General features: G+C 71.3%; 24 protein-coding genes. 16 read left to right on the forward strand and 8 right to left on the reverse strand.

Annotation, left to right across the window (positions count from 1 at the left end):
• The first annotated feature begins 211 nt into the window (after positions 1-211).
• The 3 genes from deoC to ACIQK6_RS01100 are packed head-to-tail and all read left to right on the forward strand — an operon-like array spanning position 212 to position 3,502.
• Positions 212-1,174: a deoxyribose-phosphate aldolase gene (deoC, locus tag ACIQK6_RS01090; protein WP_329107696.1), complete on the forward strand. Its 963-nt coding sequence runs from the start codon at positions 212-214 to the stop codon at positions 1,172-1,174.
• A gap of 5 nt (positions 1,175-1,179) precedes the next feature.
• Positions 1,180-2,616 carry an aldehyde dehydrogenase family protein gene (locus tag ACIQK6_RS01095; protein ID WP_030010884.1) on the forward strand — a complete coding sequence of 479 codons (1,437 nt, stop codon included), beginning with the start codon at positions 1,180-1,182 and terminating at the stop codon, positions 2,614-2,616.
• Complete coding sequence (locus ACIQK6_RS01100; RefSeq protein ID WP_329099427.1) at positions 2,609-3,502, forward strand: aldehyde dehydrogenase family protein; 894 nt, start codon at positions 2,609-2,611, stop codon at positions 3,500-3,502. The genes ACIQK6_RS01095 and ACIQK6_RS01100 overlap by 8 nt, the downstream gene beginning before the upstream one ends.
• A 240-nt stretch (positions 3,503-3,742) precedes the next feature.
• Here the strand turns inward: ACIQK6_RS01100 and ACIQK6_RS01105 are convergent, their stop codons facing one another.
• Complete coding sequence (locus tag ACIQK6_RS01105) at positions 3,743-4,090, reverse strand: hypothetical protein (protein WP_329099426.1); 348 nt, start codon at positions 4,088-4,090, stop codon at positions 3,743-3,745.
• 51 nt (positions 4,091-4,141) lie between these two features.
• Between ACIQK6_RS01105 and ACIQK6_RS01110 the strand changes: the two genes are divergently transcribed.
• Complete coding sequence (locus ACIQK6_RS01110; protein WP_329099425.1) at positions 4,142-4,843, forward strand: uridine kinase; 702 nt, start codon at positions 4,142-4,144, stop codon at positions 4,841-4,843.
• Between the two features lie 12 nt (positions 4,844-4,855).
• Here ACIQK6_RS01110 and ACIQK6_RS01115 read toward each other — a convergent pair whose 3' ends face one another.
• Entirely contained in the window at positions 4,856-5,740 is an 885-nt protein-coding gene (locus tag ACIQK6_RS01115) for a hypothetical protein (protein ID WP_329099424.1), read from the reverse strand.
• A gap of 346 nt (positions 5,741-6,086) precedes the next feature.
• Here ACIQK6_RS01115 and ACIQK6_RS01120 point away from each other — a divergent pair, with 346 nt between their 5' ends.
• From ACIQK6_RS01120 to ACIQK6_RS01135, 4 genes are read left to right on the forward strand one after another with little or no spacing between them, the layout of a single operon-like run.
• Positions 6,087-8,342 (forward strand): HAMP domain-containing protein, encoded by a 2,256-nt coding sequence (locus ACIQK6_RS01120; protein ID WP_402694271.1) that lies wholly within the window; start codon positions 6,087-6,089, stop codon positions 8,340-8,342.
• Positions 8,343-8,348: 6 nt separating this feature from the next.
• Positions 8,349-9,851, forward strand: a complete 1,503-nt coding sequence (gene pgsB / locus ACIQK6_RS01125; RefSeq protein WP_402694066.1) for a poly-gamma-glutamate synthase PgsB — start codon at positions 8,349-8,351, stop codon at positions 9,849-9,851.
• Positions 9,848-10,330 carry a poly-gamma-glutamate biosynthesis protein PgsC/CapC gene (locus ACIQK6_RS01130; protein ID WP_030009641.1) on the forward strand — a complete coding sequence of 161 codons (483 nt, stop codon included), beginning with the start codon at positions 9,848-9,850 and terminating at the stop codon, positions 10,328-10,330. Before pgsB ends, ACIQK6_RS01130 begins: the two co-directional genes overlap by 4 nt.
• A 50-nt stretch (positions 10,331-10,380) precedes the next feature.
• Entirely contained in the window at positions 10,381-11,451 is a 1,071-nt protein-coding gene (locus tag ACIQK6_RS01135; protein WP_329099421.1) for an NlpC/P60 family protein, read from the forward strand.
• A 155-nt stretch (positions 11,452-11,606) separates the two neighbouring features.
• On the opposite strand, the gene ACIQK6_RS01140 is transcribed toward ACIQK6_RS01135, so the two are convergent.
• The gene (locus tag ACIQK6_RS01140; RefSeq protein ID WP_329099420.1) at positions 11,607-12,305 is read right to left on the reverse strand and encodes a SigE family RNA polymerase sigma factor; all 699 of its coding nucleotides are present in this window, start codon (positions 12,303-12,305) and stop codon (positions 11,607-11,609) included.
• Between the two features lie 189 nt (positions 12,306-12,494).
• On the opposite strand from ACIQK6_RS01140, the gene afsQ1 reads away from it, so the two are divergent.
• The 3 genes from afsQ1 to ACIQK6_RS01155 are packed head-to-tail and all read left to right on the forward strand — an operon-like array spanning position 12,495 to position 15,287.
• Complete coding sequence (gene afsQ1, locus ACIQK6_RS01145; RefSeq protein WP_063754818.1) at positions 12,495-13,172, forward strand: two-component system response regulator AfsQ1; 678 nt, start codon at positions 12,495-12,497, stop codon at positions 13,170-13,172.
• A gap of 53 nt (positions 13,173-13,225) precedes the next feature.
• A complete protein-coding gene (locus ACIQK6_RS01150) occupies positions 13,226-14,656 on the forward strand; it encodes a HAMP domain-containing sensor histidine kinase (protein WP_329107694.1) in 1,431 nt (476 codons plus the stop codon).
• Positions 14,649-15,287, forward strand: a complete 639-nt coding sequence (locus ACIQK6_RS01155; RefSeq protein WP_402694272.1) for a hypothetical protein — start codon at positions 14,649-14,651, stop codon at positions 15,285-15,287. The genes ACIQK6_RS01150 and ACIQK6_RS01155 overlap by 8 nt, the downstream gene beginning before the upstream one ends.
• A 131-nt stretch (positions 15,288-15,418) precedes the next feature.
• On the opposite strand, the gene ACIQK6_RS01160 is transcribed toward ACIQK6_RS01155, so the two are convergent.
• The gene (locus ACIQK6_RS01160) at positions 15,419-16,174 is read right to left on the reverse strand and encodes an XRE family transcriptional regulator (RefSeq protein ID WP_402694067.1); all 756 of its coding nucleotides are present in this window, start codon (positions 16,172-16,174) and stop codon (positions 15,419-15,421) included.
• Between the two features lie 133 nt (positions 16,175-16,307).
• Between ACIQK6_RS01160 and ACIQK6_RS01165 the strand changes: the two genes are divergently transcribed.
• Together ACIQK6_RS01165 and ACIQK6_RS01170 are read left to right on the forward strand one after the other, a co-directional pair.
• Entirely contained in the window at positions 16,308-16,541 is a 234-nt protein-coding gene (locus tag ACIQK6_RS01165; protein ID WP_329099417.1) for a hypothetical protein, read from the forward strand.
• Positions 16,528-16,995, forward strand: a complete 468-nt coding sequence (locus ACIQK6_RS01170) for a hypothetical protein (protein ID WP_329099416.1) — start codon at positions 16,528-16,530, stop codon at positions 16,993-16,995. Before ACIQK6_RS01165 ends, ACIQK6_RS01170 begins: the two co-directional genes overlap by 14 nt.
• A 223-nt stretch (positions 16,996-17,218) precedes the next feature.
• Here ACIQK6_RS01170 and ACIQK6_RS01175 read toward each other — a convergent pair whose 3' ends face one another.
• From ACIQK6_RS01175 to ACIQK6_RS01185, 3 genes are all read right to left on the reverse strand, one after another.
• Positions 17,219-18,877, reverse strand: coding sequence for a phospho-sugar mutase (locus ACIQK6_RS01175; protein WP_402694068.1), 1,659 nt, complete (start codon positions 18,875-18,877; stop codon positions 17,219-17,221).
• 28 nt (positions 18,878-18,905) lie between these two features.
• Positions 18,906-19,712: a purine-nucleoside phosphorylase gene (locus ACIQK6_RS01180; RefSeq protein ID WP_329099414.1), complete on the reverse strand. Its 807-nt coding sequence runs from the start codon at positions 19,710-19,712 to the stop codon at positions 18,906-18,908.
• 567 nt (positions 19,713-20,279) lie between these two features.
• Entirely contained in the window at positions 20,280-20,717 is a 438-nt protein-coding gene (locus ACIQK6_RS01185; RefSeq protein WP_328789036.1) for a gamma-glutamylcyclotransferase, read from the reverse strand.
• Positions 20,718-20,913: 196 nt separating this feature from the next.
• Here ACIQK6_RS01185 and ACIQK6_RS01190 point away from each other — a divergent pair, with 196 nt between their 5' ends.
• The 3 genes from ACIQK6_RS01190 to ACIQK6_RS01200 all read left to right on the forward strand — a co-directional run bounded on the left by ACIQK6_RS01190 (position 20,914) and on the right by ACIQK6_RS01200 (position 24,072).
• Positions 20,914-22,353 carry an NAD(P)H-quinone dehydrogenase gene (locus ACIQK6_RS01190; protein ID WP_329099413.1) on the forward strand — a complete coding sequence of 480 codons (1,440 nt, stop codon included), beginning with the start codon at positions 20,914-20,916 and terminating at the stop codon, positions 22,351-22,353.
• 175 nt (positions 22,354-22,528) lie between these two features.
• Positions 22,529-23,479, forward strand: coding sequence for a DeoR/GlpR family DNA-binding transcription regulator (locus ACIQK6_RS01195; RefSeq protein WP_329099412.1), 951 nt, complete (start codon positions 22,529-22,531; stop codon positions 23,477-23,479).
• Between the two features lie 185 nt (positions 23,480-23,664).
• Positions 23,665-24,072, forward strand: coding sequence for a hypothetical protein (locus tag ACIQK6_RS01200; RefSeq protein WP_402694069.1), 408 nt, complete (start codon positions 23,665-23,667; stop codon positions 24,070-24,072).
• A gap of 93 nt (positions 24,073-24,165) precedes the next feature.
• Here the strand turns inward: ACIQK6_RS01200 and ACIQK6_RS01205 are convergent, their stop codons facing one another.
• Positions 24,166-25,929 carry a biotin carboxylase N-terminal domain-containing protein gene (locus ACIQK6_RS01205; protein WP_329099410.1) on the reverse strand — a complete coding sequence of 588 codons (1,764 nt, stop codon included), beginning with the start codon at positions 25,927-25,929 and terminating at the stop codon, positions 24,166-24,168.
• Positions 25,930-26,099 lie beyond the last annotated feature (170 nt).

Genomic DNA, 26,099 nt, shown 5'->3' on the forward strand with positions numbered 1-26,099 from the left:
GAGGAGAGTCGCATGCCGCGGTTTTCTCTTTCGGTGAGAGCCGGATGAGTGTCTGGCGGGCTGCTGAGAACAAAGTTACGGATCTTGTGCGTGCGGAAGATCCTGCTCCTGTCATCGCCTCGTAACAGAGAGTGGAGGTGTCGATTCCGTCGCGGATCCAGGGGCGGGGGTGACAGGTCGCTACGCGCGTAGATATGCTCATCTGGTGACCATGCCCACCACCCTCACCGCATTCGCTGACGTGACGACGTCCGACAGTGCGCTGCGCCGCTTCCTGCACGGGCTGCCCGGCGTCGACGCTGTCGGCCTGGAGGCCCGCGCGGCCTCCCTCGGCACCCGTTCGATCAAGACGACGGCCAAGGCGTACGCCATCGACCTGGCCATTTCGATGATCGACCTGACGACGCTGGAAGGCGCGGACACCCCGGGCAAGGTCCGGGCGCTCTCCGCCAAGGCCGTCAATCCCGATCCGACCGACCGTACGACTCCGATGACGGCCGCCGTCTGCGTCTACCCCGACATGGTGGCCACGGCGAAGGCCGCGCTGAACGGCGCCGACGTCAAGATCGCCTCCGTCGCGACCGCCTTCCCGGCCGGCCGTGCCGCCCTGCCCGTCAAGCTCGCGGACACCCGTGACGCCGTCACCGCCGGCGCCGACGAGATCGACATGGTCATCGACCGTGGCGCCTTCCTCGCCGGCCGCTACCTGGAGACGTACGAGCTGATCAAGGCCGTCAAGGAGGCCTGCGTCCGCGAGGACGGCAGCGCCGCGCGCCTGAAGGTCATCTTCGAGACCGGCGAGCTGTCGACCTACGACAACATCCGCCGCGCCTCCTGGATCGGCATGCTGGCGGGCGCCGACTTCATCAAGACGTCGACCGGCAAGGTCGGGGTCAACGCCACTCCGGCGAACACCCTGCTCATGCTCGAAGCCGTACGCGACTTCCGCGCGCAGACTGGAATCCAGATCGGCGTGAAGCCGGCCGGCGGCATCCGCACCACCAAGGACGCGATCAAGTTCCTGGTCCTGGTCAACGAGACCGCGGGCGAGGACTGGCTGAGCAACCACTGGTTCCGCTTCGGCGCCTCCAGCCTGCTCAACGACCTGTTGATGCAGCGCCAGAAGCTGAGCACCGGCCGTTACTCCGGTCCCGACTACGTGACGGTGGACTGATCACCATGGCATCTGCATTCGAGTACGCACCGGCTCCCGAGTCCCGCTCGGTCGTCGACATCGCCCCCTCCTACGGGCTCTTCATCGACGGTGAGTTCACCGACGCCGCCGACGGCAAGGTCTTCAAGACCGTCTCGCCGAGCAGCGAGGAGGTCCTCGCCGAGGTCGCCCAGGCGGGCGCCGCCGACGTGGACCGCGCCGTCAAGGCCGCCCGCAAGGCCTTCGCCTCCTGGTCCGCGCTGCCGGGCTCCGAGCGCGCCAAGTACCTCTTCCGCATCGCCCGGATCATCCAGGAGCGCAGCCGCGAGCTCGCCGTCCTGGAGACCCTGGACAACGGCAAGCCGATCAAGGAGACCCGCGACGCGGACCTCCCCCTGGTCGCCGCGCACTTCTTCTACTACGCGGGCTGGGCCGACAAGCTCGACCACGCGGGCTACGGCCCGAACCCGCGCCCCCTCGGCGTGGCCGGCCAGGTCATCCCGTGGAACTTCCCGCTGCTGATGCTGGCCTGGAAGATCGCCCCGGCGCTCGCCACCGGCAACACGGTCGTGCTGAAGCCCGCCGAGACGACCCCCCTGTCCGCACTGTTCTTCGCGGACATCTGCCGTCAGGCGGGCCTGCCCAAGGGCGTCGTCAACATCCTCACCGGCTACGGCGACGCGGGCGCGGCCCTCGTCGAGCACCCGGACGTCAACAAGGTCGCCTTCACCGGCTCGACCGCAGTGGGCAAGAAGATCGCCCGCCACGTCGCCGGCACCGACAAGAAGGTCACCCTGGAGCTGGGCGGCAAGGGCGCCAACATCGTCTTCGACGACGCCCCCATCGACCAGGCCGTCGAGGGCATCGTCAACGGCATCTTCTTCAACCAGGGCCAGGTCTGCTGCGCGGGCTCCCGTCTGCTGGTCCAGGAGTCGATCCACGACGAGCTGCTGGACTCCCTCAAGCGCCGCCTCTCCACGCTGCGCCTGGGCGACCCGCTCGACAAGAACACCGACATCGGCGCGATCAACTCCGCCGAGCAGCTCGCCCGGATCACCGCGCTCGCGGAGACCGGCGAGGCCGAGGGCGCCGAGCGCTGGTCCCCGGCGTGCGAGCTGCCGTCCTCCGGCTACTGGTTCGCCCCGACGCTCTTCACGAACGTCACCCAGGCACACACCGTGGCCCGTGACGAGATCTTCGGCCCGGTGCTGTCCGTGCTGACCTTCCGCACGCCCGACGAGGCCGTCGCCAAGGCCAACAACAGCCAGTACGGCCTGTCCGCCGGCATCTGGACGGAGAAGGGCTCGCGCATCCTCGCGGTCGCGAACCAGCTGCGCGCCGGAGTCGTCTGGGCCAACACGTTCAACAAGTTCGACCCGACCTCGCCCTTCGGCGGCTACAAGGAGTCGGGCTTCGGCCGCGAGGGCGGCCGCCACGGCCTGGAGGGCTACCTCGATGTCTGAGTCGACCCGTCTGAACGTCTTCAAGACCTACAAGCTGTACGTCGGGGGCAAGTTCCCCCGCTCCGAGAGCGGCCGGGTGTACGAAGTGACGGACTCCAAGGGCAAGTGGCTGGCCAACGCCCCCCTGTCCTCCCGCAAGGACGCGCGTGACGCGGTCGTCGCGGCCCGCAAGGCCTTCGGCGGCTGGTCCGGCGCGACCGCGTACAACCGCGGGCAGATCCTCTACCGCATCGCCGAGATGCTGGAGGGCCGCCGCGAGCAGTTCGTCCGCGAGGTCGGCGAGGCCGAGGGCCTGTCGAAGTCGAAGGCCGGCGCGGTCGTCGACGCGGCGATCGACCGCTGGGTCTGGTACGCGGGCTGGACCGACAAGATCGGCCAGATCGTGGGCGGGGCCAACCCGGTCGCGGGCCCGTTCTTCAACCTCTCCACCCCGGAGCCGACCGGTGTGGTCACGGTCGTGGCCCCGCAGGAGTCGTCCTTCCTGGGCCTGGTCTCGGTGATCGCCCCGGTGATCGCGACGGGCAACACCGTCGTCGTCATCGCCAGCGAGAAGTCCCCGCTGCCGGCCCTGTCCCTGGGCGAGGTGCTCGCCACCTCCGACCTGCCCGGCGGCGTGGTCAACATCCTGTCCGGCAAGGCCGGCGAGATGGGCCCGCACCTTGCGTCCCACCAGGACGTCAACGCGATCGACCTGGCCGGAGCCGATGCGGCGCTGGCCAAGGAGCTGGAGATCGCGGCGGCCGACAACCTCAAGCGCGTCCTGCGTCCACAGCCTGTGGACGACTGGAGCGCCGACCCGGGCACCTCCCGGATGACGGCGTTCCTGGAGACCAAGACCGTCTGGCACCCGACCGGGTCGCTGGGCGCGGGCGGCTCGTCCTACTAGTCCTCCCGGGGCAGGCCCCGTTGTACGAGACCGGCCCCGGCAGCGTCCCCCGCGCTGCCGGGGCCTCCTTCTTTCGGGCTCGGTTCGCCTCCGGCGGCGCTTCTGCCGGCTCCAGGCGTGCGTGCGTCCTCGAAACCGTTCGTTCCTCACGGTTCCTCCGGGCGCTCGCCCGCCTTCGCCGGCGCGCCGCCTTCGGCTCACTCGCCGGGGGCGTGTGCCGGCTCCAGGCGTGGTGGGACCTCAGCGGGGGGCGAGGGGGCCCAGGAGGGACGAGACCGTCGCCGCGGGCAGCTCGCCCACCGAGGGCCCCTGGGTCAGGATGCCGGTGACCATGCCGGTCCCGACGGACGGGAAGTCGGCGACCTTCGTGGCGACGCCGTTGTCCAGCGGGTCCACGCCGGTGTGGGCGAGCGGGTTCACCTTGAGGTTCGCGATCGGGTCGGTGACCCCGGCCACGGCGGCCGGGAGGTCGAGCTCGCCGGCCTGGGCGCCGCCCGCCGCCATCGCCAGGGCCGCGCCGGCCATCGAGACGGTCAGTCCGGCGGTGCGGAGCCGGTTCGGAAGGGAAGGGGCTGCGTGACGTGCCATGGAGATCCCGCCTGAGGTCGTGGTCGCGTGCGCACGCAGCGTAGTTGAGGTGTGTTCCTGGACACCAACCGGTCACCGGGAGGATCCCCTACCCGGGGGAATGGTTCAGACTGGTGTCCCGTGAGCTCCCCCTCTACTTCACCGACCCGCGTCGTCCTGCTGACCGGTCCGTCGGGCTCCGGAAAATCCTCGCTGGCCGCCCGCTCAGGGCTGCCCGTGCTGCGCCTCGACGACTTCTACAAGGAGGCCGTCGACCCCACCCTGCCGCTCGTCGACGGCAGCTCCGACATCGACTGGGACTCCCCGCAGTCCTGGGACGCGGACGCGGCGGTCGCCGCGATCGCCGACCTGTGTGCGGCGGGGCGGACCGACGTTCCCGTCTACGACATCGCGACGAGCTCCCGCACGGGCACCGAAACCCTCGACATCGCCCGCACTCCGCTGTTCATCGCGGAGGGCATCTTCGCCGCCGACGTGGTCGCCCGCTGCCAGCAGCTCGGCCTCCTCGCGGACGCCATCTGCCTGCGGGGGCGCCCCTCCACGACCTTCCGTCGCCGGCTGGTCCGTGACCTGCGGGAGGGCCGCAAGTCGGTGCCGTTCCTGCTGCGCAGGGGCCTGCGGCTGATGCGCGCCGAACGCGGCATCGTGGCCCGCCACGTCGCGCTGGGCGCGCACGCCTGCGCGGGCGACGAGGCTCTTGGCCGCCTGGCGGCGGCTGCGGCGGGCCGCCACCGTGCGGCGGCCCCGGCGTAGGGGGCGTCTCGCTCACCGGCGGGACCAGCGCTCCGTCAGGGTGCTGAGCGCGGCCGCGGCCCGGTCGAGGCCGCGGTCGTCGCCGCGGAGCGTCTTGTTCAGCTCGACGTGGAGGAAGCGGGACTGCCGGTCGGCGGCGGTCCGGCCCTGTTCGTTCTCCCGGCCGGCGAGCTTGCAGCGCGCGGAGTACGCCGTGCAGACCTCCAGCCCGTCGCGCCGCAGCGCGGCGGTCAGCTGTTCCGCGTCCGCCACGGCGCTGTCGCCGGCGCCCGTGGAGACCACCGCGTCGCGTCCGCGGAACGAATCGTCGGCGAAGCCGTGCAGCTGGACCCCCGGCAGGTTCCGCCGTGCCAGCTCCGCCACCACGCCGTGGAAGACCGAGTCGTCACGGTGTGCCACGTCCGCCGCCCCGTCCTCGCCCGCATCGCGGTGGGCGCCCGCGAGCACCAGCACCCCGCCGGGTGCGCCGCGCAGCACCCGCGCCCCCAGGAGTTCGGTGCGGGCGTCGGCGACGGGGTGGGGGACCTGGACCGACCAGTGTGCGGGCCGGTCGAGATCGACGTACACCCGGCCCCAGCCGCGGCTGGTGTGGCCCGATTCACTCACCCCGTCCGCCACTTCGGCGTACCGGCGTCCGCCGGCGGCGTCCGTGACGGTGCGGAGGGTGAAGTCGATCTCGGCGAAGCCGGTCCGGGCGGCTTCCGGATCGCCGTCGAGCAGGTGGGCAAAGGCCCTGGTGAACGCGAGTCGTTCCTGGTCCGTGGGGGTGCGGTAGCCGCCGCGCTCGCTGAAGCCGGCGGTGAAGCGGGCGATCCGCTGCTCCAGGTCGATGTCGGCCGAGCGCTGTGGAGAGGGACCGGCCGGACGGGTCGGCGGCGCACTTTCCGGGCGCTCCACCCAAAGAGTCAAAACGGCACAAAGGGCGATGAAAGCGCCGCACAGAGCCGCAATCGTTATTCGCCTGGTCGGTGGAGCGTTCATAGTCGTACGAAAATAACGGAGTGATGCCCTCCGCTTCTCGTCCCTCCGTTCCTCGTCCCGGCTCGCCCACCATCGGGCCCCGCCGACGGACCGGCCCGCGCTGACCGGACGCACCGGGGCCCGCGCGGCAGGTCCCGCGCGCCCCGCAAGCCCAGATCATCACACTCCCTAGGCCGCACCGGCTCCAGGACAGAACGAAGAGGAGCCCGCGTTGGCCGCGTCGCGACCGAAGCGGCGGCATGGGACCCGCCTGCGGGCCGACATGTCGCTGCTGGGCGGCATCCGTCCGCCCATCGCCGCCCTGTCCGCCCTGCTGCTGGCCCTCGCCGCCCTCACCGCGTTCCAACTCGGGCACGTGGGCCGGGAGCCCGTACCGCCGGCCGTCCTCACCTCCCAGCAGTACTTCGCGGAGGACGGCGCCATCGCCCTGCGCGCCTCCCTGGACGAGAGCATCACGGACATCGGCAGGACCTCCTCCCTGTTCAGCTCCGGCGAACCGGTCTCGCCCGACTCCGTGCTCGACAAGCTCGGCAGCGTCTACCAGAAGTGGCGCGGCACCGCCGTGATCGAGATCAAGTCGGGCCGTCTGGAGGCGCAGCGCGGCGAGAACCTCCCGCTGACCGCCCTCGACCTGACCGCGCTCGACGGGGAGTCCGGCCTCGCCCCCCGCATGGTCCGGCTGGAGAACGGCGAGACCCGCCTGCTCACCCTCGCCCTGCTGTCCTGGCCTGACCGCCCCCAGCAGCTCCTGGTCGCCTCCAGCAGCCTGAAGGTCCCGGGCATCAGCCTGGGCCGGTCCCGGGCCGTCGCCGTCCTCGACTCCTCCGGCCAGGTCCTCGGCAGCGACGGCATCGGCGGTTCCGCCCAGGAGAAGAAGCAGCTCGGGAAGTTCGCGAAGACCGTCGCCCAGAAGGCCGGGCAGCACCCGCTCCAGGCCAAGGAGCCCGGCTCCGGCGGCTTCGCGGGCATCAGCGGCAGCCTGCTCGGGGACTCCAAGGACGGTCGCCGCTCCGTGGCCGGCTACGCGAAGCTCACCGGTTCGCAAGCCGGCGTGGGCACCGACGCCACCGCACTCGGCCTCACCGTCGTCTCCTTCGTCGGCGTCGCTGAGGAACGCTCCGCCGCCGTCGACTCCTTCTTCTGGATCGCCGCCTCCGCCGCCCTGCTGGTGCTGGGCGCACTGGCCGTGGCCCTGCTCGTGACCACCGTGCAGCGCCCGCTGCTCCGGCTGTTCCTGGAGAGCCGCCGGATCGGCCGCGGCGACCTGTACCGGCCGGTCACCGTGCCGAAGTACGGCGAGGCCGCCCGCATCGGCGCCGCTCTCGACCGGCTGCGCCGGCAGCTCCTCGGCGCGCCCGTGGCCCGTACCGAGGGCCCCCGCAGGGGCCGCCGCGCCCGGATCGGGACCCGCGCCCTCCTCGGGGTGTGCGGGATCCTGCTCCTGGTGTGGTCGGCGCCGCTCCTGCTGACGCTCAATCGCGCGGGCGCCTCCGTCGCCGTACCCAAGACGATCGTCGAGGACCAGCGCGAACGCACCGACACCCTGGCCGACCGAGTACGCCGCGCCCTCAACGAAGGGCACGCCGACCTCACCTCCGTCGCCTCCGTCATCGGCGAGAAGACCACCCCGGCCGAGCTGACCAAGCTGCTGGAACGCACCCGCAACCAGCACGGACGCTACGAATCCCTCTACGTCCTGAACGCCGACGGCACCGTCCTGGCCCGCGCCGGCGGCCCGCCCCACCACCCCGCCGGCAAGGGCCCCGCGAAGCAGCCCGTCACCCTGGTCGACAGCGGCAACCGGCCCGTCATCACCGAGTACGCCGAGGCTCCCGGCCTGGCCGGCGCCGTCGTCGGCGAACTGCGCATCGACTTCCTCAACGCCCTGCTCAAGCGGCCCGGCCTGGGCGAGGTCCGCGTCGTCGACGCGGAGCGCCGGGTGATCGGCGGCAACAACGGCTACCGGGCCTTCACGTCGCTGCCGGACACCAAGCTCGACGCCCTGGTGCACTCCGCCAACGACAAGAGCGGCGCGGACGCGAAGAGCGCCGCCGACGAGAAGACGGACAAGGGCCCGCGCGCCAAGAGCACCCTGCTCCGCGACGGCGGCGTCTCCATCGCCGCCGCGGCGCCGATGACCGGCGGCGGCGTGGCCCAGCCCCTGAACTGGACCGTCGTCACCTGGCAGCCGGCCAAGGGCCTGGAGATTCCCGCGTACACCACCCAGAACCGCACCGTCCTGGCCGGATTGCTCGGTCTCACGGGCGCCGTGGCCTGCCTCGGTTGGATCCACATCATCGTGGTGCGGCCCCTGCGCGACCTCGCCCGGCGCGCGGAGGCCCTGGCCGACGGCGACCGCCGCACCGTCGTCTATCCGACCCACCACGACGAGGTCGGCGCCGTCACCCGCAGCCTCGAAGTCATCCGCCTGCAGCTGCTGGAGCAGCGCAAGCGGGACGCCGCCGGCGCCGCCACCGGCCGGACGCCCGGCCGTGCCGCCCCGGCCGGAAGGAACTGATCCCCCGTGCTCTTCCTCTACTGCGTGCTGCTCTTCTGCTGCCTGGTCATGCTCGTCGCGGGCGTCGTCGAGCAGCGCCGGCACTACGCCAACCTCGCGCAGATACCGAACCGGGTGCTGGTCAACGGCATCCGCGGCAAGAGCTCCATCACCCGGCTGTGCGCGGGAGCCCTGCGCGGCGGCGGGCTGCTGACGGTCGCCAAGACCACCGGCACCGCGGCCCGCTTCATCCACCCGGACGCCACCGAAGAGCCCGTCTACCGGAAGTTCGGCATCGCCAACGTCGTCGAACAGATCGGCATCGTCCGGCGCGCCGCCGCCTACCGGCCGCACGCACTGGTCATGGAGTGCATGGCGGTCATGCCCGCACTCCAGGAGATCAACCAGTCGAAGCTGATCCAGTCGACCATCGGCGTCCTGTGCAACGTCCGCGAGGACCACGTCGCCGAGATGGGACCCACCCTCGACGACATCGCGCGCTCCCTGTCGCGCTCGATGCCGCACGGCGGAATCTGCGTCACCGCCGAGAAGGAGCGCTTCCACGTCCTCCAGGAGGAGGCCGACGCGCGCAACTGCACGCTCGTCTACGCCGACCCCGACACGGTCAGCGACGACGAGCTGCGCGGCTTCAGCTGGTTCACCTTCAAGGAGAACGTCGCCATCGCGCTCACCGTCGCCGAGCTCCTCGGCGTCGACCGCGAAACCGCCCTCCAGGGGATGTACGACGCGCCGCCGGACCCCGGCGTGCTCTCCGTCGAGCGGTACGTGGCCCCCGGCGGCAAGCGGGTGCGCTTCGCCAACGTCTTCGCCGCGAACGACCCCGAGTCGACGCTGATGAACATCAACCAGCTCCTCGACCTCGGCGCCGTCGACCGCCCCCTGAACGTCGTCATCAACTGCCGCCCGGACCGCGTCGAGCGCAACGGCCAGATGGGCGCGATCGTCCCGGACCTGATGCCCGACAAGGTCTTCGTGATCGGGCACCCGGCCAAGAGCGCCATCGACGCGATCCCGGCCGAGTGGCGCGGGCGCGCCGTCGACCTCGGCGGCGACCAGCGCGACGGCGAGGAGTTCATGAACGAACTGCTCGACCACCTGGGCGAGACCTCCTCCCTGGTCGCCATCGGCAACATCCACGGCCAGGGCGAGATCCTCCTGGAACACCTGGCGGAACTCCCCGGCTTCGAGGACGAGCCCGACCCGGAGGAGCCCTTCGCGGCGGACCCGGACCGCGAGCCCCCCGTACCCCGGCGGACCGCCCCCGTGGCACCGCTGTACGTACCGCACCTCGACCCGTACGCCGACCTCAGCGCCGCCCAGGAAGCCCGGTTCGTGCAGCCCCCCGTGCCACGGCAGTACGTCCACCCGCCGCAGCCGGACGGGCAGTGGCACCAGGACCCCCACCCGCAGCAGCAGTACGGGGAGCCCTGGCCGCCCCGCCCGTACGAGCCCCACCCGTACGAGCCCCACCCGAACCAGCAGTGGCAGAGCCCAGGAGACCCCCGTTGATCCCCGCAGTCCTCACCCCCGAGATCGCCGCGATCGGCATCGCGCTGGGCCTGCTCTTCTCCCTGCTGTGCTACCTGACGACGAACCTCTCGCCCGGCGGCATGATCACCCCCGGCTGGCTCGCGCTCACCCTCATCGAGGACCTGCAGCGCGCCGCGCTCGTCGTCGGCATCACCGCCCTGACGTACGCGCTCACCCTCGTCACCCAGAAGTTCGTCATCCTCTACGGCAAGCGCCTGTTCGCGGCCGTCGTCCTCATCGGGGTGCTCCTCCAGGCCACGGTGGTGATCGTGCTCCAGATGAAGTTCCCCCTGCTGTACGCGAACCAGACCCTGGGCTTCATCGTCCCCGGACTGATCGCCTACCAGCTCGTCCGCCAGCCCAAGGGCGCCACGCTGCTCGCCACCGGCTCCGCGACCCTCATGACGTACGTCGTCCTGACCTCGGGCATCCTGCTCGGCTTCATGCCGCACGCCTGACCGACGCCAGCCCGACCACCCGCACCACCCGCACCGCCCGGAGCACACCGATGACCGCCAAGCCCGCCCGCCGCACCCACCCCGTCCTGCACGCCGCCGTCGTGGGGATCCTGCTGGCCGGCAGCGCGTACTTCACCTACGAGCTGCGCAAGGAGGAGCAGGCCAAGGCCCCCGCGGTGCTGCGCGTCACCGACCGGGCGCAGCAGGGCGGCGCCCAGGAGGGCGCCCAGAAGTGGGAGCGGTTGAAGAACCCGGAGCGCTCCGTCCTGCGCGGCGCCGACGGCGCCGTCCTCGCCACCTTCACGGACGGCGCGCGCACCGCCTCGCTCACCGGCAAGAGCCGTACCTTCACCGAGCCGGCCACCACCAAGACCCGCGTCGTCACCGACAACTGGGTCCGCCTGCTGCCGGAGAGCTGGCGCAGCGGCGCGGAGCGCGAGCAGTGGTTCCAGGACTGGTTCAAGAAGTACTACGGGAGCGAGGAGGACGACCTGTTCGCCTTCGCCTTCCAGTACGGGGACCAGGCGCCGGTCAAGAAGGACGCGGCCGGCGTCCAGTACGCGGGCGACGCGTCCTTCGGGCCGCTCAACCCGAAGGGCTCCGAGGGCAACGACCTCCGCCTGGAGCAGTCGGACTTCTACGACTACCTCGGCATCCCGTACACCTTTCGCAACGGCACCACGCAAGCGCCCGAAAAGGCCAAGCACCGGTCCCTGGACTGCTCCGGCTTCATCCGCACCGTCTTCGGCTACCGCGCCCGCTTCCCCCTCATGGCCTCCGACACCGGCGGCAACGGACTGCCGCGCACCGCCAACGGAATGGCCCGCTCGAAGACCGGCGTGGACGTCCTGCCCCTCAAGGGCGTCGGCCCGCAGGACCGGCCGGCCTCCATCGACGTCCTCCAGCCGGGCGACCTGGTGTTCTTCAAGCTCGACGGGCGCACCGGCGACCGTCTGGACCACACCGGCATGTACCTCGGCAACGACACCGACGGGCACAAGATCTTCATATCGAGCCGTGAAGAAGCCAACGGCCCCACCATCGGTGACAAGGGCGGCGCCTCCCGCCTCGACGGCAACGGCTACTACGCCGCCGCCCTGCGCAGCGCCAAGCGCCTGTGACCCGGTCGTCCGTGCGGCCCGCGGACGCACCGGACGTGCGAAAAGGCGAGATCAAGCGGACCCCCGTCCGCTTGATCCCGCCTTTTCCCCCCGCGACCCCCGCCCCACCCCCGTAGGACGGGCCCCTGGCCCGATGGCTTTTTGTGTGCGCCGCGTTACGCGACGAGCTCCTCGAAGGACTCCGCCTCGTCACGGCCGAAGCTGAGCGCCTCGTCCTCCCGCAGGCGGCGCAGCGAGCGCCAGATGCTCGACTTCACGGTGCCGACGCTGATGCCGAGGATCTCCGCGATCTCCGGGTCCGTGCGGCCCTCGTAGTAGCGGAGCACCAGCATGGTGCGCTGCGGCTCCGGGATCCGGGTCAGGGCCTGCCACAGCACCGCGCGCAGCTCCGTACCGCGCATCGCGTCCGTGTCGGAGGCCGTCTCCGGCAGCTCCTCCGTCGGGTACTCGTTCAGCTTCCGCCGACGCCACGCGCTGATGTGCAGGTTCGTCATGGTGCGGCGCAGGTAGCCGCCGACGGCCGCCTTGTCACTGATCCGGTCCCAGGCGCGGTAGGTGGAGAAGAGCGCGCTCTGCAGCAGGTCCTCGGCCTCGTACCGGTCGCCGGTGAGGTGGAAGGCCGTCGCGTACAGGGCGGCGCGCCGCTCCTGGACGTACGCCGTGAACTCCGCCTCCGAGATGGAGGAAGGAGTCTGCTCGGCGGCGGGAACCGCCTGGTACTGGTGTGCGTCAATGGCTACGACGTGGGCCGGCCGGGGACGGGCGACCGCAACCGTACGGACACCCGCCCGGCGGTTCACATCGTGCAGCCGCGTGACGACCGCGCTGGTCGTGGTGCTGTGCAGCGTGTTCATCTCGCGCCCCCCGTCGTGGAGTGTCTCTGCTTCGGTCCGTCGTGCGTTGATGAAAAGATTGCCCGGCCGACTTAACCGCGGTGTCCGTCGACTGTCACAGCCGTGTCACAGCGACTTCTGACAGGACCCCGACAGGATCACGTCGCGCGACGGTCGAACTCCCGACGGCCGATGGGACAGAATGAGCCCGTGCCTTTCCTGTTGCTGATCGAGGACGACGACGCCATCCGCACGGCCCTCGAACTCTCCCTGTCTCGCCAGGGCCACCGTGTGGCCACTGCGGCGACGGGCGAGGACGGCCTGAAACTGCTGCGCGAGCAGCGGCCGGATCTGATCGTGCTGGACGTGATGCTGCCCGGAATCGACGGCTTCGAGGTGTGCCGGCGGATCCGCCGCACCGACCAGCTGCCGATCATCCTGCTCACCGCGCGCAGCGATGACATCGACGTGGTCGTCGGCCTGGAGTCCGGAGCCGACGACTACGTGGTCAAGCCCGTCCAGGGCCGGGTCCTCGACGCCCGGATCCGGGCCGTACTGCGCCGCGGCGAGCGCGAGTCGAGCGACTCGGCGAGCTTCGGCTCCCTGGTCATCGACCGGGCCGCCATGACCGTGACGAAGAACGGCGAGGACCTGCAGCTCACGCCGACCGAACTGAGGCTGCTGCTCGAACTGAGCCGCCGGCCCGGCCAGGCGCTCTCGCGCCAGCAGTTGCTGCGGCTGGTCTGGGAGCACGACTACCTCGGTGACTCGCGGCTCGTCGACGCCTGCGTGCAGCGGCTGCGCGCCAAGGTCGAGGACGTGCCGTCCTCGCCCACCCTGATCCGTACCGTCCGGGGCGTCGGCTACCGCCTGGACTCCCCACAGTGATCCGGGCGTTGCTCGCGGGCCGACGCTGGACCAGCCTGCGGCTGCGGCTCCTCATGGTGTTCAGCCTGGTCGCGCTCACGGCCGCGGTCTCGGCCTCCGGCATCGCCTACTGGCTCAACCGCGAGGCCGTCCTCACCCGCGTCCAGGACGCGGCACTCGGCGACTTCCGGCAGGAGATGCAGAACCGTGCCGCCGCCCTGCCCGCCGACCCCACCGCCGAGGAGCTGCAGCGCACCGCCGAACTGATGGCGGGCAGCAGCCCCGGTTACAGCGTGCTGCTGGTGCAGGTGGGCAAGGACAACCGGCAGGTCTTCGGCGCGGCGGGGCCCGACTCCTTCGGGCTGGCCAACGTACCGAAGTCCCTGCAGAACGCGGTGAACGACCGGCAGAAGACCACCGCCGCGAACGACTCCGAATACCACGTGTACTGGCAGCGGACGAAGCCGAACGGCAATCCGTACCTGATCGGCGGGACGCGGATCGTCGGCGGCGGGCTCACCGGCTACATGTACAAGTCCCTGGCGCAGGAGCGGGACGACCTGAACGCGCTCGGCTGGTCGTTGACCATCGCCACCGGTCTCGCGCTGCTCGGCTCAGCCCTGCTGGCGCAGGCCGCGGCCCGCACCGTGCTCAAGCCCGTGCAACGGCTCGGGGACGCGGCGCGGCGGCTCGGCGAGGGCGAGCTGGACCACCGCCTCGACGTGTCGGGCACGGACGAACTCGCCGACCTGTCGCACACCTTCAACAAGACGGCCGAGGCGCTGGAGAAGAAGGTCGCCGACATGAGCGCGCGGGAGGAGGCCAGCCGACGGTTCGTCGCGGACATGTCGCACGAACTGCGGACGCCGCTGACGGCGCTGACGGCGGTCGCCGAGGTGCTGGAGGAAGAGGTCGAAGACCTCGATCCGATGATCGCACCGGCGGTGGCACTGGTGGTCAGCGAGACCCGGCGGCTGAACATCCTGGTGGAGAACCTGATGGAGGTCACCCGCTTCGACGCGGGTACGGCCAAGTTGGTGCTGGACGACGTGGACGTCGCCGACCAGGTCACGGCCTGCATCGACGCCCGGGCCTGGCTCGACGCGGTCGAACTCGACGCCGAGCGGGGCATCGTGGTCCGCCTCGACCCGCGCCGCCTCGACGTCATCCTCGCCAACCTGATCGGCAACGCCCTCAAGCACGGCGGCTCGCCGGTACGGGTGTCGGTGACGGTGGAGGGGGAGTGGCTGGTGATCGCGGTGCAGGACAACGGTCCGGGCATCCCCGAGGAGGTCCTGCCGCACGTCTTCGACCGCTTCTACAAGGCGAGCGCGTCGCGGCCGAAGTCGGACGGCAGCGGGCTCGGCCTGTCGATCGCCGTGGAGAACGCGCACATCCACGGCGGCGACATCACGGCCGCCAACGTGGCGGGCGGCGGGGCGCTGTTCACGCTGCGGCTACCGGTGGACGTGGGAAAGGTGATCGCGGGTGACGAGGATGCGTAGGGCGCTGCCGGTTCTGCCGACGGTACCGGTGGTGCTGGTCCCGTTCGTCGCGGTGGCCCTGCTCGCCACGTCGGCCTGTGGGATCCGGGCGACGACCGTGCCCGTGGACGTGGGCCCGGCACCGTCGCGCGTGTCGTGCGACACGCAGGAGCAGCCGAGCGGGGTGCAGGGCTTCCGGGCCACCGTGGAACTGGTCTGCGGATCGCAACTGGTGGGTGTGGAGCGAGTGGTTCCGGTGCCCGAGAAGAAGCCCGTACGGGACCCCCTGGCGCTGGTCGCACAGGCGCTGCTGGAAGCGCTGGAGCGGACGCCGAGCACGGAGGAGCGCGACGCCGGCTTCACGAGCGAGGTCCCGCTCGGGCTGTCGGCGGGACTGCCGAGGGCGGACGACCCGGCGGGCACGGTGCGACTGAGTCGCAAGCCGGAGGACCTGCCGCCGGTGGCGCTCTCGCAGATCGTGTGCACGCTCGCGGGCAGCGAGGCGCTGAAGGCGACCCCGGGCCCGGTGATCCTGGGCGGGCCGGACGTGGATCCGCCGCGGGCGTGGGAGTGCACGGAAGCGGTCCGCTCGCGGCCGGAATCGGTGCCGACGCTGGGCGAACTGGTCCGCCCGACGCCCACTCCTTCCTGACGCGCCGCAGGTTCCGGTCGGTTCGGGCGGGTGTGGCGCCGGCCTCCGACCGGCGTGCGCGCCGCACCGTCGTGGGCCGTGGCGTGCGCCGACGTCGCGGCGCCACCCGTGTCCGACCACGCGACGGACGGTTACGACGCGTACGGTGTACCCCGCTCCCACAACTCCTCGGCATGGCCGGCGAACCGGTCGAACATGCCCTCCTCGCCGCGTCGGCGCAGGTGGAACATGGGCGAGTCATGCCCGATGACACGAGCGAGGTGAGGTGTGACGAGAGCGTCGGAGTCGAACAGGAAAACGCTGAGCCCCACATGGTTCGTGGCGTCCTCCGGGGCGCTGACCCGCACTTCCAGGCCGTCCAGGGGGCCGAGCCGATCCAGTTGTTCCAGAGTCATACGGATGCGAGTGGAGACGGTGAGGGCCGCGCCCTCGATGGCCTCGCGCCGACGGGTGGTCTCCCCGCTCGGATCGCCCAACAGGAAACGAACCCGACAGCCGCTCGCGACCTTCTTCCGGATGATCCCGGAAAAGTCAGGGATCATGGTCCAGAAGAAGTAGTTCGTGTACCCGGACAGCAGCATGTCGGCAGTCGTTTCGGCGGCGAGCTTCGCCCACACCGTGGAGGGGCACGCGGAACGGTACGGGTATGAGTGGACGAGTTCCCTGTCCTGCCCCACCTTCATGCGGCCGGTCACTGCCTCGGGCCAGATCATGCGCTCTTCAACTCCCAACGCCCGCGCCACATCTGCACGGTTCCGAGCATGCGGTACCAGCTCCGGATCGGCTAACCAGCGGGTCACGGTTTTCCCGGATACCCCGATGCGGTCAGCCAGTTGATGTGGCCTCACACCAGCATCGGCCATAGTCGAACTCAAGGCCGTGTTCAAGGCTCCTCCACGGGACGTCTGGGCGTTCTTCGGAACATAGCGCGGAACGGTCCAACTGGCTCCGGATATGGGGAGATACGTCCCAGCGCAAGGAGCAGTCTGAGTCCATCGACGACCGGATGCCGGAGGTCTGATGGACAGGTACGAACGTGCGGTCAGGGGCGGGGTCGTCATGACTCCACCTGAACGCTTCACTTCGCTGGAACAGCTGGTGGCGGCCTTGGCCGTCGTCTGCTCGGACGAGCACGACCGTGCCCGCCGGCTCTTCGGCGAGGGCTACGAGCGTCGGCTGCGGATACTTACGGCTCCGAGCGCGTCGGATGGTTTTGCCGATGGCCCGGGCGATGAGCGTGATGACCGTGCCTGACGGCGAGATGCGGCACGTCTGCGGGGTGACCGGTGAGCTGCCCAGGGCTCTGGCATTCGCCGCGGTGCAGGTTGCCGACGACGGCCGGGAGGGTCTCGACCTGATCGATCCGACCCTCCGGTGCACCCTCGCACCGCACCGTGGGCGCCACCATGACCTGGTCCTGGACATGGACGGCGAAGACAGCGCCGTCTGGACCTCTTGGCGCAGTGGAGAGCCCCCGTTCGCCGTGGAAGTCCTCAGGAACTGTGGTACGAGCGACGCCATGGGGCACGGGGACGTGTGCACATACTTCGCGGGCCACCCCCACGAACATTCTTGGGCCTTGTTCGATCCGGTGCTGGCGTACATCGACCAGCACATGCCCGGGGCGCTGCTCCAGGCGGCCGCGCCGTTCCTGTACGTCGCGAGCCGGGCACTGCGCCAGGGCGAAGGCCGGCAGGCGCCGTGGTGACGGGTAGCCGTTCGCAGGCTCCCGGGGACGGTGAGGCCCCCGAGCCGGAGCTCAAGGGGCCGAGGGGGGAGCAAGTAAGAGGCCCGGTCCCGCCGGACGGGGCGGGACCGGGCCGGTCAGGGGGTCGGGGCTCCGGCCGCGTGCCCGACGGACGGAGTCCGGCACGGCGGCGCGGGGCCGGTGAGGCCCCCGGGGCCGGGGCGCGCGGGGCGCCCCGACGGGATCAGATGCCCATGGCCGCGGAGAGGTCCTTCTTGATCGCGTCCAGGACCTCCTGGCCGCGGACGCGGGCCGCAGCCAGGTCGGCGGCCTCGGCCACCGGGACCACGACCTCCAGGTAGCACTTCAGCTTGGGCTCGGTGCCCGACGGGCGGGCGATGACCCGGGCCTTGTACGCGCCGTCCAGGTAGTAGCGCAGGCCGTCCGTGGGCGGGAGGCTCTCCGTGCCCTTGGACAGGTCCTCCGCCGAGACCACCTGCAGACCGGCGAGGGACACCGGCGGCTGCGCGCGCAGCGCCGCCATCGCGTCGGCGATGATCGACAGGTCCGAGACGCGCACCGACAGCTGGTCCGTGGCGTGCAGGCCGTGGGCCATCGCCAGGTCGTCGAGCAGGTCGGTCAGGGTGCGGCCCTGCTCCTTGAGCACCGAGGCCAGCTCGGCCACCAGCAGGGCGGCGGTCACGCCGTCCTTGTCGCGGACGCCCTCGGGGTCCACGCAGTAACCGAGCGCCTCCTCGTACCCGTAGCGCAGGCTCTCGACGCGGGCGATCCACTTGAAGCCGGTGAGGGTCTCCTCGTAGCCGACGCCCGCCGCCTCCGCGATCCGGCCCAGGAGGCTGGAGGAGACGATGGACTCGGCGAAGACGCCGCGGGCACCCTTGTGGACCAGGTGGGCCGCCAGCAGCGCGCCGACCTCGTCGCCGCGCAGCATCCGCCAGCCGTCCGCGGTGGGCACGGCCACGGCGCAGCGGTCCGCGTCGGGGTCGTTGGCGATCACGATGTCGGGCTGGACCTCGGCGGCCTTCGCGAAGGCCAGGTCCATCGCGCCCGGCTCCTCCGGGTTCGGGAACGCCACGGTCGGGAAGGCCGGGTCGGGCTCGGCCTGCTCGGCGACGAGCACCGGCTCCGGGAAGCCGTGCCGGGCGAAGGCCGCCATGACGACGTCCTTGCCGACGCCGTGCATGGCCGTGTAGACGGTCCGCACGCCCCGGGGGGAGCCGGGGGTCAGGACGGCGTCCGTGCGGTGCAGGTAGGCCTCCAGGACCTCGTCGCCGAGCTCCTGCCAGCCGGACTCCGGGCGCGGTACGTCGGCCAGCTTCTCGACCGCCGCGATCTGCGCCGCGATCTCGGTGTCGGCCGGGGAGACGATCTGCGAGCCGTCGCCGAGGTAGACCTTGTAGCCGTTGTCCCGGGGCGGGTTGTGGCTCGCGGTCACCTCGACGCCGGCGACGGCGCCGAGGTGCCTTATCGCGTACGCGAGGACGGGCGTCGGCAGCGGGCGGGGCAGGAGGGCCGCGCGCAGCCCGGCACCGGTCATGACGGCCGCGGTGTCGCGGGCGAAGTCCGCGGACTTGTAGCGGGCGTCGTAGCCGACGACGACCAGGCCGCCGTCGTGCCCCTGGGCCTTCAGGTAGGCCGCGAGGCCGGCCGCGGCCCGGATGACCACGCCGCGGTTCATCCGCATCGGGCCGGCGCCGATCTCACCGCGCAGTCCGGCGGTGCCGAACTGCAGGGTGCCCGAGAAACGGTCCGCGAGCTCCGCGGTGTCGCCGGCCCCGATGAGCGCGGCCAGTTCCGCGGCCGTCTCCGGGTCCGGGTCCTCGGCCAGCCAGGCCTGCGCCCGGGTGATCAGGTCGTCCTGTGCCTGTGCCTGTTCCTGCACTGCTTCCGCCTTAGCTCTCGTACGTCGATCAGATGCGGGCGAGGACCTGCGTCAGCAGCGTGCCCATGCGGGCGGCCGAGTCGCGGCCGGCCTGGAGGACCTCTTCGTGGTTCAGCGGCTCGCCGGACAGGCCCGCCGCCAGGTTGGTGACCAGGGAGATGCCGAGCACCTCGGCGCCGGCCTCACGGGCGGCGATGGCCTCCAGGACGGTGGACATGCCGACCAGGTCTGCGCCCATGACGCGGATCATGTTGATCTCGGCCGGGGTCTCGTAGTGCGGGCCGGGGAACTGGACGTAGACGCCCTCTTCGAGGCTCGCGTCGATCTCCTTGCACATCGCGCGCAGGCGCGGCGAGTACAGGTCGGTGAGGTCGACGAAGTTCGCGCCGACGATCGGCGAGGTGGCCGTCAGGTTGAGGTGGTCGCTGATCAGGACGGGCTGGCCGGGCTTCATGCCCTCGCGCAGACCGCCGCAGCCGTTGGTCAGCACGACGGTCTTGCAGCCGGCGGCGACGGCGGTGCGCACGCCGTGGGCGACGGCGGCGACGCCGCGGCCCTCGTAGTAGTGGGTCCGGCCGAGGAAGACCAGCGCGCGCTTGTCGCCGATCTTGTACGAGCGGACCTTGCCGCCGTGGCCCTCGACGGCGGCGGGCGGGAAGCCGGGCAGCTCGGTGACGAGGAACTCGGCCTCGGGGGCGCCGAGCGCCTCTGCGGCGGGGGCCCATCCGGAGCCCATGACGAGGGCGACATCGTGGGTGTCCACGCCGGTCAGCTCACGCAGGCGGGCGGCTGCGGCGTCGGCGGCGGCGAAGGGGTCGGTAACAGATGCGTTCACGCGGACGAGCGTAACCGCTTTCCGGCTACGCGCGTAGATGGCACAGCTCACGGTGTTCGGATCGTTGCCTTGTCGTTTCCGCCCAAACGTCCCCGTGGGGGTGGCGGGCCGTGCGGGGCGGCTACGGCGCCGCAGCCGGCGGGGCCGAAAGAACGGGGCTCCGCCCCGAACCCCGCGCCTCAAACGCCGGCGGGGCTGAGTGTGGGGCTCGCCCCGGGCCCGGCGCCTCGAGCGCCGGCGGGGCTGGAGCTGTGGGGCTCTGCCCCGGGCCCCGCGCCTCAAACGCCGGCGGGGCTGGAGCTGTGGGGCTCCGCCCCGAACCCCGCGCCTCAAACGCCGGCGAGGCTGGAACCGAGGGGCTCGCCCCGGCCCCAGGCCTTGAGCGCCGGCGGGGCTGGAGCGGCGGGGCTCGCCCCGGGACCCGCGCCCCGTGCGCCGGCGAGGCCCGGGGCGGGTGCGACCCGCCCCGGGCCCTGCGCCTTGAGTGCAGGTGGGGCCGGGGCGGCGGGGCGGAGCCCCGGTCCTGCGCCGGGCGGGGCGGAATCGGGCGAGCGGCCCCGCAGGGGGTCAGCAGGGGCGCTTGCGGATTTCCATCACGTAGTCGTGGGGGGCGCCCGCGGACTCGGCGGCATCCGCGATCTCGCCCAGGTAGCGGGCCGAGGGCAGACCGCCCTCGTAGCCGTTCAGGACGTACACCCAGGCCGCCTCCTCGCCGTCCAGCGTGTGCACGCGCACCCGCATCCGCCGGTAGATGTCGAGCCCGACACCCTCCCAGCGGTCCATCGAGTCCTCGTCCAGCGGCGCGATGTCGTACAGGGCGACGAAGACCTGCTGGCGGGGGGCTTCGACGATGGTGGCGAGAGCGCCCTCCCAGCCCATCTGTTCGCCGCCGAAGGTCAGCCGCCAGTCGTTGATCCAGCCCGTGCCGCGCAGCGGCGAATGCGGAGCGCGGCGCGTCATCAGCCGCGGGTCGAGGTTGCCGGCGTACGCGGCGTAGAGCGACATGGAGTCGAGAGTACGGGAGGGGTGCCGGTGCACGCGTGCCCGGCGGGTACCCCCGGACGGAGTCGGGGAGAGGGACCGGGCGCGAAGCACCGTGAAGCGTGCGGGACAATGGAGCACGGAATGCATCCCCCGGGGAGACCCCCCGGAACACCGGCCGGGGCGGCAGCCGGCCGGGTAGACGTGAGGCGGACTTTTCGTGACCCGGATCGTGATCATCGGCGGCGGACCCGGCGGGTATGAGGCAGCCCTGGTGGGGGCCCAGCTAGGCGCGGAGGTGACCGTCGTCGACTGCGACGGTCTGGGCGGGGCCTCGGTCCTGACCGACTGCGTACCCTCCAAGACTCTGATCGCGACCGCCGAGGTGATGACGACCTTCGACTCCTCGTACGAGGAGCTCGGCATCGTCGTCGCGGACGACACCCCGCACATCGAGCAGGCCGCGCGCGTCGTCGGCGTGGACCTCGGCAAGGTGAACCGGCGCGTCAAGCGCCTCGCGCTCGCCCAGTCGCACGACATCACCGCTTCCGTCACCCGGGCCGGCGCCCGCGTGGTGCGCGGCCGCGGCAAGCTCGGCGGGCCGCAGGGCATCGACGGCACCCGGGACGTCATCGTCACCGCCGCCGACGGGACCGAGACGATCCTGACCGCGGACGCCGTCCTGATCGCGACCGGCGGCACCCCGCGCGAGATTCCCGACGCGATGCCCGACGGCGAGCGGATCCTGAACTGGACCCAGGTCTACGACCTCGACGAGCTCCCCGAGGAGCTCATCGTGGTCGGCTCCGGTGTGACCGGCGCCGAGTTCGCCGGCGCGTACCAGGCCCTCGGCTCCCGGGTGACCCTCGTGTCCTCCCGCGACCGCGTGCTGCCCGGCGAGGACCCGGACGCCGCCGCCGTGCTGGAGGACGTCTTCCGGCGCCGCGGCATGAACGTCGTCGGGCGCTCGCGCGCCGAATCCGCCAAGCGGGTGGGCGACCGGGTCGAGGTCACCCTGTCCGACGGCCGCGTGCTGACCGGTACGCACTGCCTGATGGCGGTCGGCGCGATCCCCAACACCAAGAACATGAACCTGGAGGAGTCCGGGGTCCGCCTCAAGGATTCCGGGCACATCTGGACCGACAAGGTCTCGCGCACCTCCGCGCCCGGCGTGTACGCCGCCGGTGACGTCACGGGCGTCTTCGCGCTCGCGTCGGTCGCGGCGATGCAGGGCCGCATCGCGATGTACCACTTCCTCGGTGACGCGGTGGCCCCGCTGAACCTCAAGACGGTCTCCTCGAACGTCTTCACCGACCCCGAGATCGCCACCGTCGGCTACACCCAGGCGGACGTGGACGCCGGCAAGATCGACGCCCGCGTGGTGAAGCTCCCGCTGCTGCGCAACCCGCGCGCCAAGATGCAGGGCATCCGGGACGGCTTCGTGAAGCTGTTCTGCCGTCCGGGCACCGGCATCGTCGTCGGCGGCGTGGTCGTCTCCCCGCGCGCGAGCGAGCTGATCCACCCCATCTCGATCGCCGTCGACAACAACCTGACGGTCGAGCAGATCGCAAAAGCGTTCACCGTGTACCCCTCGCTGTCGGGCTCGATCGCCGAGGTGGCCCGTCAGTTGCACACGCGGAAGGCCGCCGGCGAGGCGTGAGCCCCGCTAACCGCCGCACACCGTAAGGGGTTTGGGGCGGGGTGCGGTTTCGTGGCGAGAAGTTCACCCAACTCTCGGGCCGCGTATACCACTAGTCGCCCCGCCTTATGGACAACTTCGGTATTCCGGCGCAAAGAGCTGAAAGCAGACGGTCGTTGGCGTTACTGTCAGTTTCGTGTTCGCTGCAGAACGTCGCCAATTGATCCTCGAAATGGTGCGGGCCAACGGAGCGGTGTCGCTCCGGGAGCTCGCCCGCGTCGTCCAGACCTCCGAAGTGACCGTACGGCGGGACGTGCGGGCACTGGAGGCAGAAGGACTCCTCGACCGCCGACACGGCGGTGCGGTCTTGCCGGGCGGTTTCACGCGGGAGTCCGGCTTTCCGCAAAAGTCCCATCTCGCGACGGCGGAGAAGACCGCCATTGCCGATGTCGCGGCCTCCCTCGTCGAAGAGGGCGAGGCCGTCGTCGTCGGCGCGGGCACCACGACCCAGGAGCTGGCCCGTCGGCTCGCCCGGGTGCCCGGACTGACCGTCGTGACCAACTCGCTGCTCGTCGCCCAGGCCCTGGCCCACGCGAACCGGGTGGAGGTGGTCATGACCGGCGGCACCCTGCGCGGGTCCAACTACGCCCTCGTGGGCAGCGGAGCCGAACAGTCCCTCCAGGGGCTGCGGGTCTCGCGGGCCTTCCTGTCGGGCAGCGGTCTGACCGCCGAGCGCGGGCTCTCCACGTCCAACATGCTGTCCGCCAGCGTGGACCGGGCGCTGGTGCAGGCGGCGGCGGAAGTGGTGGTGCTGGCCGACCACACGAAGCTCGGTACCGACACCATGTTCCAGACGGTGCCCACCGACGTGATGACGCGGCTGGTGACCGACGAGCCGCCGCCGCACGACGACCGGGCGGGTACGGAGCTGCAGGCGCTGGCGGACCAGGGCGTGCAGATCACCGTGGCCGGCGGCCCCGTCGCCTCCGGCGGCGTGGACGGCATGGGCGCCCGCCGCCCCCGCCGGGAGTCCCCCCTGCCGGTCCAACGTCGCGGCGGCCCGACGGCCCAGCTGCGCAGCGCGTCGCCGCTGTCGGACCCGGGTGAACGCGAACGGGCCCGGGTGGCGGACATGCGGCGCCGGTAGCACCGCCGCCGGCCCGGCGGCGTACGACGGAGCGGAGCCCCGCCCCGGACGATGGTCCGTGGCGGGGCTCCGTGGCGCGGTGCCGCATCGGCTATCGATGTTGTTCCGGGGCGTCCGATGAGGAAGTCTGGTTCACCACCACGGACGACAAGATCGACGAGCGAACGATGTGAGGTGGATCCACGGTGAGCGAGAAGGAGACGTATTACCTGTTCGCCGGATTGGCTCCCGCCGGAGACACGGTCGCGGAATCATTTCGCGAGGGCGATGTCGAAGGCCTGTGGCGCCGCCTCGTGGCCGATCTGACGGCATTCTACGGAGAGCCCCATGAAGTGACCCGGAGCTCCTTCCAGCTCTTCAGCCACTTCCGGTCGGACGAGTTCTTCGCCCAGCTCATCGTGGACTGGTCGACGGCCGACTGGCCGCGCAACATGGTTCCGGCGTCCATCCGGCTCGCGCACGCGCAGGACGCGGAGGCGTTCGCGCACTCCCTGTACGACCACCTCGACCGCCTGGGCGGCTACTGCCTGGCGTTGGAGGAGAACGACTCGGAGTACGTCCGGTGCAACTTCACGAGCCCCTCCGCGTTCTAGCCCTTGGGGCGGAACTCCGGCAAGGAAGACGGCCCGCACACCCCGGAAGGGGCGTACGGGCCGTCTTTCGTCTCGCGGCTGCTGCCGGGGAGGTCAGTCCTTGATCTCGCAGATCGTGGCGCCCGAGGTGACGGACCCGCCGACCTCGGCGGTGAGGCCGACGACGGTGCCGGAGCGGTGCGCGTTCAGCGGCTGCTCCATCTTCATGGCTTCGAGTACGACGACCAGGTCGCCCTCGTTGACCTGCTGGCCCTCCTCGACCGCGACCTTGACGATCGTGCCCTGCATCGGGGAGGCGAGGGTGTCGCCGGAGGCGGCCGGGCCGGACTTCTTGGCCACGCGGCGCTTCGGCTTCGCGCCACCGGCGGCGGCCGTGCGGGCCAGGGTCATGCCCAGGGACGACGGGAGCGAGACTTCGAGGCGCTTGCCGCCGACCTCGACGACCACCGTCTCGCGGCCCGGCTCGTCCTCGGTGTCGTCCGCGGCCGGAGCCGTGAACGCCGGGATCTCGTTGACGAACTCGGTCTCGATCCACCGGGTGAAGACGGTGAAGGGGCTGCCGTCGGTGGGGGCGAACGCCGGGTCGGCGACGACCGCACGGTGGAAGGGGATGGCCGTGGCCATGCCCTCGACCTCGAACTCGGCGAGCGCGCGGGCGGCGCGCTGCAGGGCCTGCTCGCGGGTGGCACCGGTGACGATCAGCTTGGCCAGGAGCGAGTCCCAGGCCGGGCCGATCACGGAGCCGGACTCGACGCCCGCGTCGAGGCGGACGCCCGGACCGGTGGGGGCGTTGAACTTGGTGACCGTGCCGGGCGCCGGGAGGAAGCCGCGGCCCGGGTCCTCGCCGTTGATGCGGAACTCGATGGAGTGACCGCGCAGGACCGGGTCGCCGTAGCCGAGCTCCTCGCCGTCGGCGATGCGGAACATCTCGCGGACCAGGTCGATGCCGGAGACCTCTTCGGTGACCGGGTGCTCGACCTGGAGGCGGGTGTTGACCTCCAGGAAGGAGATCAGGCCGTCGGCGGAGACGAGGAACTCGACGGTGCCGGCGCCGACGTAGCCCGCTTCCTTCAGGATGGCCTTGGAGGCGGCGTACAGCTCCGCGTTCTGAGCCTCGCTCAGGAACGGTGCAGGGGCCTCCTCCACGAGCTTCTGGTGGCGGCGCTGGAGGGAGCAGTCACGGGTCGACACGACGACCACGTTGCCGTGCGAGTCGGCCAGGCACTGGGTCTCGACGTGGCGCGGCTTGTCGAGGTAGCGCTCGACGAAGCACTCGCCGCGGCCGAAGGCGGCGACGGCCTCGCGGACGGCGGATTCGTAGAGCTCCGGCACCTCTTCGAGGGTGCGGGCGACCTTCAGACCGCGACCGCCACCACCGAAGGCCGCCTTGATGGCGATCGGCAGGCCGTGCTCCTTGGCGAAGGCGACGACCTCCTCGGCCCCGGAGACCGGGTCCGGCGTACCGGCGACCAGCGGCGCGCCGGCGCGCTGGGCGATGTGACGGGCGGCCACCTTGTCGCCGAGGTCACGGATGGCCTGCGGAGGCGGACCGATCCAGGTCAGGCCGGCGTCGATCACGGCCTGGGCGAAGTCGGCGTTCTCGGAGAGGAAGCCGTATCCGGGATGGATGGCGTCCGCACCGGAGTCGGCTGCGGCCTGGAGGACCTTGGAGATGTCCAGGTAGCTGGCGGCCGGGGTGTCACCGCCCAACGCGAAAGCTTCGTCGGCCGCGCGGACGTGCAGGGCGTCCCGGTCCGGATCGGCGTAGACGGCTACGCTCCCGATCCCGGCGTCCCGGCAGGCCCGAGCAACGCGGACAGCGATTTCGCCACGGTTGGCGATGAGCACCTTGCGCACGATGGCTCCCTCCTTGAAACAAGCTGAGTTTAGGGACAGCCCACACGGCCTTTCGACCCTCCCCCGGTGGTGACCTTGCCCACACAGAGTGTGATGCGAGGGTCGATCCGCCGGAGAACCCTTGTGGCGCCCCAGGTCAGGGGGATCCCCGACTGCACAGTAACCCCGTC

The organism is Streptomyces sp. NPDC091682, assembly GCF_044756625.1.
Taxonomy (GTDB): domain Bacteria; phylum Actinomycetota; class Actinomycetes; order Streptomycetales; family Streptomycetaceae; genus Streptomyces.